This is a genomic window from Algoriphagus sp. (assembly GCF_024642405.1).
GTDB lineage: Bacteria > Bacteroidota > Bacteroidia > Cytophagales > Cyclobacteriaceae > Algoriphagus.
Window position 1 is genome coordinate 1 of record NZ_JAHEBC010000229.1, and the last position, 6,167, is coordinate 6,167.

The window sequence follows — 6,167 nt, forward strand, 5'->3', positions numbered from 1 at the left end:
ACCGAGAGCATACTCCAGACTTCCTGGCATTCCTATAATACTTTGTAGAAGGTTATTTGATTGCAGAATAGTATGTCCAATATGTCCTGCCATTTGAGCGGATCCTTGGTGTAATTTTCCCTCTAGTAAAAGAGCCCCTCCAACACCAGTTCCCAAAGTAATTAGAATCGCATTATTAAAATTTTTAAGTGAACCGAAGGAATGTTCTGCCATGAGTGCGGCATGAGCGTCATTGAGTACATGCGTTTCTGCCTCAAGGTAATCTGACCAAATAAAGTTTTCCATTCCTGGAAGACGATTTGGTAAAAAGCTAATGGTGGTATTAGTCTCATTCGCTAGTCCAGGAGCCGAAATCCCCACTGGAATTGAACTCTCTTCAATTCCCTTCTTTAGTTCCTCAAAAACGGATTTTATGTTTTTTTGCCAAATAGAATCCGATTCGGAGTTGGTTTTTGCCTTGATTTGCTTTAGGATTTCTCCATACTCGTTGATGAGAACTCCTTTAATGTTTGTGCCTCCGATATCAATTCCTATTGCTTTTTTCATTTGTATTGCCCCTCGGTTAGATGCCATCCTCCATCAATATGAAGTACCTGACCTGTGGTAAATGAGGAGGAGTCTGAAAGAAAAAATATAGCCGCATCAGTTAAATCGGAGACTTTTCCAACGCGACCACCACCAAGGGGCATTTTTGATTTGGAGAAAGAGATGATTTCTTCATTAGTCATCGCTCTTTGCGACATAGGAGTCTCAACTAATGCAGGGGCCAGCACATTGATTCGAATATTTTGCGGAGCATAAAAGGCTGCTGTACTCACCGTAAGTCCTTCGATAGCAGCTTTTGCCGCTGCATAAGCATGTGTTACAAAATATTTAGGAGAGGGAGAAAAGGCTAAAACTGAACCGAGATTAAGAATTGAACCACCATGTCCTAGCTCAAGGAAAGTCTGGATAGCCGCTTGATTAGAGAGCATAAGGGAAGTAAGATTTAAACTTAGCGTCTGATTCCAACCTTCTAAAGTAAGTTCATGTAAAGGTCCGTCCCCAAATTTTCGCCCACTTCCTCCTGCCACATGGAATAAGCCATTAAAGTCTCCAAATTGATCCAAACATTCTTTCACTGCAGACTTGGCTAATCCTTCTGCTCTCGCATCTCCGCAAATAATCTTGTGGTTGCCGGGTAATACATTTTTAGCTTGATCGCAGCTTTCTTCATCTAATCCAACAAGGATCAAGTTAGCACCTTCCTTTTGCAAAGCGATTGCCGATGCGAGACCAATTCCGGAGGTTCCGCCTATAATAACAATTGATTTTTGATCTAGCTTCATGGATTAATGCTGAAGTAATAAAATGCAGCTTCTCTGAACTGTTAACTAAAGAATGCTAATGAATTTTATCTTGATGCTTCAATTTACCAAATAGTATTTTGTTACAAGAGCCTTTTTTTAATATCCTTCAAATCCCAATTTTTTGAGTCCGATTTCAATTTCTGGAGCATTCATAAATAAATTCCAACCCAAACTACTTCGATAATTTTCTATCATCGTTACCATGGGACCTTGGTCTATGGCTAGGTAGCGTTGAGGGAAAAAATCATGTTCTGGACTCATGGCATCATAAAACCCATATTTCCCAAAGACTTTTTCGCCATAGTTTTCATATAGGTTTCGAATTACTTTAAGGCTTTCTTCAGGAGTATAGACGATAGATGAAACAGCGGCAGTTGGTGAAATTACGCCAGTGTCATTTCCGGGTCTATGGGCATCATAAAAATTAATTGAATAGGAAGCGGTTAATCCCCAAAGATCTTCACCATAGCCTTTAAAGTTTCCTGAATTATTGATGCACCAAACACGATTGATCAGTGTTTGATTTCGATTTTCTTGCCAGTAATCGGCGTATTGATCTTTAAGTCCCTTTGGATTTAAACTTAAAAAGGAATAATGGGCCCAAAATAGTGGCCCTCCATATTCTTCAGCGCCGTTATGCTTAAGTTGTAAGGGGAATCCGAAAGGAGAAACTCCACTGGCTTTAATATTTCCAGACCTAGCCCAGCCTTCGTGATAAGCTTCTGGATCTATTGGATGAGTAGGAGAGGAAGCGGCTAAGATGTACACAATTAAAGCCTCATTATATCCTTCCAAAGCAAAGTTCATATCCCAATCAAAATTTGGAGACCAATGCCAATACAAGACTTTTTTACCTCCTTGGGTATGAAAGTTCCAGTCCATCTCTCTCCAAAGAGTATTTATTCTTTCTGCCAATTCTTTTTCAGCCTCTGATCCATCTTTGAAGTACTCTCTTACAACAAGCAAACCCTGGATTAGAAAAGCAGATTCCACTAAGTCTGCTCCATCATCTTTAGGCGAAAATGGTTTGACTCTTCCCGTTTTCCCATCTAGCCAGTGTGGCCAGATACCATGCCAGCGATCGGCTTTTTCTAAAAAACCAACCATCTTTTCGAATCTGATTCTTGCCTGCTCTCTACTGATCCAACCTCTATCAATTGCTCCCAGAATTCCAATAAGCCCCATTCCTGTACCACCAGTGGTAATGATATGTTGGTCATTGTCAGGATAATTTCCGTCGATATGAATTCGTTCGGGAGCCATGCCTGAGTTGGGCTCAGCTCCATCCCAGAAATACTGAAAAGTACGATATGCGACACTGTCTAGAAGTTGCTCATCATTAAGTTTGATGGGAATATCCTTTCCTGATGATGGAGTTTCTGTAGACTGACATGAAGCCAGAATTAGAATTAATGAAAGAAGAAGTTGAAAACTTAAAGGCATATATGGGTGAATTGTAGAATCAATGTAAAAAAATGATTTGAATTCGGGGAGGGGTCAAGTATTTTTAGAAAAAAAACATGCGAAATATTTTAACCTTTTTTCTCGCGCTTCTCGTTTTTCACACTTTTGCGCAGCAAACTATAGAACCTACCGTAATTTTAATTTCGCTGGATGGATTTCGATATGATTATGTGGAGCGATTTCAACCTGAAAATTTATCACGATTTATCGAGAAAGGTACTGCTGCCAAATCTTTGATTCCATCCTTTCCAACCAAAACATTTCCGAATCACTACACCATCGCTACAGGGTTAAAGCCGGAGCATCATGGGATTGTGGATAATTCCTTTTATAATCCTGAGAAAGATGAGGTTTATGAAATCAGAAAGAGGGAATTAATTACAGATGGGACTTGGTATGGGGGGACTCCTCTTTGGGTACTGGCAGAACAAAACGGAATTAAAGCAGCAAGCTATTTTTTTGTGGGATCTGAAGCGGATGTACAAGGAATTAGGCCAAGTTATTATTTTGATTATGATGGAAGAGTAAATAACCTTACCCGAGTTTCTAAAGTATTTGAATGGTTACAAATGCCTGATTCCATTAGACCGAGGATGATTACCATGTATTTTTCAGATATGGATGATGTTGGCCATACTTATGGGCCAGGAAATGACAACCTTCTTTTTTCTAGATTAGAGAGACTTGATCAAGAATTAGGAGCTCTATTTGAAGGTGTGAAAAGTTTAGATAAAGAGGTAAATATTATCGTTGTGTCAGATCATGGAATGGCCGACGTTCCTCTGGAAAATTATATTGCGCTGGATGAAATTACAAACGGAGTTTCCGGTAGAATAGTGAATAGTGGGGCATTGGCTCATATTTATTTAGATGATCCTAAGGATAGAGAAAAAGTTATTGCTCAAATAGGGAAAAATGCAAAAGGGTATATCGTTTTAGACCCTGCAAAAGGAGAATATTATCAGGATGTGAAAAGCCATGGCGACCGAATTGGAGACGTGATTTTATTAGCTGATTTAGGTTTTTATTTTATGGAAAATGAAGAGTACAGAGAGGTTCTAGAGCGAAGAATGAGAATAGATAAAACGATTGTTAGAGGAACTCATGGTTACAGTGAGAAGTATCCTGAGATGCACGGAATATTCTATTCGAATGGGCCTAAAATTAGAGAAGGTTTGAAGATTGAATCTTTTGAAAATATCCATATTTATCCCCTGATTTGTAAAATACTTGGCCTTCCTATTCCTACTAATATTGATGGAAAATTGAGTGTTTTAGAACCGATTTTGAAAGAATAGAATGGATAGGATAGATATAAGCAGTAGAAAGGAAGTGGATTTTTTAGTTCGTAGATTTTACGATCAAGTACGAAAACATGAGAATTTAGGTCCGATTTTCAACCATGTAGTAACCGATTGGGATCATCACTTGACCCACTTGAGTGATTTTTGGGAAATGATTTTGTTACAAACTGGTCCTGGGGCCGGGAAATTCAATCCCACAAAAGTTCACAGAGAAGTGGATACTGCCGTCGATAATAGTATTGAACAAATGCATTTTGGGAATTGGTTGGAATTATGGTTTTCCACAATCGATCGCTATTTTGAAGGGGATGTGGCTGATTTTGCGAAAGAACATGCGCGAAGAATGGCCCATATGTTGTTTATGAGAATTTGGGAAGGGCGAAATGTCAAAGATTAGATTTGATTAAAAAAAGTCTTTAATCCCAAGGTCTTGAAAAATTGGAAACGTTTTTGGGATAGCTGAGTAAATTTTTAACAATGGATAAAGAGGAAAAAATTCAGGAAGCGGAAGAAAAGAAGAAGCAGAAAGTAATAGATAAGGAAATCCAAACGACAAAAAGGACAGAGAAAGATGCCCCTAAATCTCATGGTGAAATCTTAAGAGATCAACTCTCTGATGCGCAGGAGACCTATGAGAAAAACCCCAGTAGCCTTTTTTTAAGTTCAGTTACCGCAGGTTTGGAGATTGGTTTCAGCTTTTTGATGATATGCTCCGTATTTTTCTTTTTTGAAGGACGGATAGAGGAAGATTCCTTGTTCAAAATAATTGCACTGGTTTATCCTTTGGGGTTTATTTTGGTGGTTTTGGGGCAAAGTATCCTCTTTACTGAGCAGACAGCCTTGCTGACACTTCCTGTTTTAAATAAAAAACAAACTTGGGCATCAATGCTGAGGCTTTGGGGAGTAGTTATTAGCGGAAACTTAATAGGTGGGTATGTGATGGCTTTGATCCTAAACTGGCTAGGCCCGAGGTTAGGGATTTTTAATAAAGAAGTGGTAGTTACTATTGCAGATCATGTGTTGGATTCTGCTCCTCAAGTAATCTTGGTCAGTGCTATTGTAGCAGGATGGCTTATGGGACTTTTATCCTGGTTATTGGCCTCAGTAAAAGACACAATCAGTAGAATAGTCATGATTTTTTTGATTACTTCAGTACTTGCATTTGCAGGTTTACATCATAGCATCATTGGAAGTATTGAGGTGTTTTCTGGGATGCTTAACTCTCCAGATATCAATACCTTTGATTATCTTTCTTTTCAGATTCTAGCCTTACTTGGAAATGCATTTGGTGGGGCAATCTTCGTAGGACTGATTAAGTACCGGGCCTTTGTTTATAATGTAGTCAGTAAATAATATTTCTTTAATATCCACAACCATGAAATTTCGTCGATATGTTCATTTTTTGATTGCTATCATTTCATTGGGCTTCTGGCAATGTACAGCTGAGGCCATCCATAATGATCAGGTTCAAGTTAAAAAAACAGAAAACACAATTTCTCTATTCAATGGCAAGAATTTAGATGGCTGGCATATGGATGTTCCAGATCTGGAGGCTGATAGCAGCCTTCGAATTCCATTTATCATAAGAGATGGTTTACTGGTAAGCTTAGGGACTCCAGAAGGTCATCTAATCACGGATCAGGAATATGAAAATTATACTTTGGAGTTGGATTACCGATTTGCAGGTAAACCTGGGAATTGTGGGATATTAGTCCATGCTTCCGACCCAAGAGCTTTGTATGATATGTTTCCAAAATCTATTGAAGTTCAGTTGATGCACAGCAATGCAGGTGATTTTTGGTGTATCCAGCAGGATATCAAAGTAGATGATATGGAGAGTCGCCGTGGTCCAAAAGAAAATTGGGGGATTTCGGAAGGGAAAGAGAGAAGAGTGAAAAATTTAACAGATGATTCTGAGAAACCACTAGGAGAATGGAACCATATTAAGATCACATGTCAAGATGATAAAATTACGGTTTGGCTCAATGGAGATTTAGTTAATGATGGCTATGGAGCTACTGCAAATCATGGTCAGATAGCTTTGCAAGCA

At 38.8% G+C, this 6,167-nt stretch carries 7 protein-coding genes; 4 read left to right on the forward strand and 3 right to left on the reverse strand.

From position 1 onward, the window contains the following. The 3 genes from Q0L68_RS14795 to Q0L68_RS14805 form a co-directional block, all read right to left on the reverse strand. Window positions 1–546, reverse strand: a 546-nt coding sequence (locus tag Q0L68_RS14795; protein WP_296704721.1) for an ROK family protein, incomplete at its 3' end; no start/stop codon positions are given. Then, window positions 543–1,328: an SDR family NAD(P)-dependent oxidoreductase gene (locus Q0L68_RS14800; protein WP_296704723.1), complete on the reverse strand. Its 786-nt coding sequence runs from the start codon at window positions 1,326–1,328 to the stop codon at window positions 543–545. The genes Q0L68_RS14795 and Q0L68_RS14800, both read right to left, overlap by 4 nt. 117 nt (window positions 1,329–1,445) lie before the next feature. Next, window positions 1,446–2,792, reverse strand: coding sequence for a glucoamylase family protein (locus tag Q0L68_RS14805; RefSeq protein WP_296704725.1), 1,347 nt, complete (start codon window positions 2,790–2,792; stop codon window positions 1,446–1,448). A gap of 77 nt (window positions 2,793–2,869) precedes the next feature. On the opposite strand from Q0L68_RS14805, the gene Q0L68_RS14810 reads away from it, so the two are divergent. The 4 genes from Q0L68_RS14810 to Q0L68_RS14825 form a co-directional block, all read left to right on the forward strand. Next, complete coding sequence (locus tag Q0L68_RS14810; protein WP_296704728.1) at window positions 2,870–4,111, forward strand: alkaline phosphatase family protein; 1,242 nt, start codon at window positions 2,870–2,872, stop codon at window positions 4,109–4,111. A gap of 1 nt (window position 4,112) precedes the next feature. Further along, window positions 4,113–4,514: a group III truncated hemoglobin gene (locus tag Q0L68_RS14815; RefSeq protein ID WP_296704731.1), complete on the forward strand. Its 402-nt coding sequence runs from the start codon at window positions 4,113–4,115 to the stop codon at window positions 4,512–4,514. A gap of 80 nt (window positions 4,515–4,594) precedes the next feature. Continuing rightward, window positions 4,595–5,470 carry a formate/nitrite transporter family protein gene (locus Q0L68_RS14820; protein WP_296704734.1) on the forward strand — a complete coding sequence of 292 codons (876 nt, stop codon included), beginning with the start codon at window positions 4,595–4,597 and terminating at the stop codon, window positions 5,468–5,470. A 22-nt stretch (window positions 5,471–5,492) separates the two neighbouring features. Further along, the coding region (locus tag Q0L68_RS14825) for a DUF1080 domain-containing protein (protein WP_296704737.1) at window positions 5,493–6,167 on the forward strand (675 nt) is incomplete at its 3' end.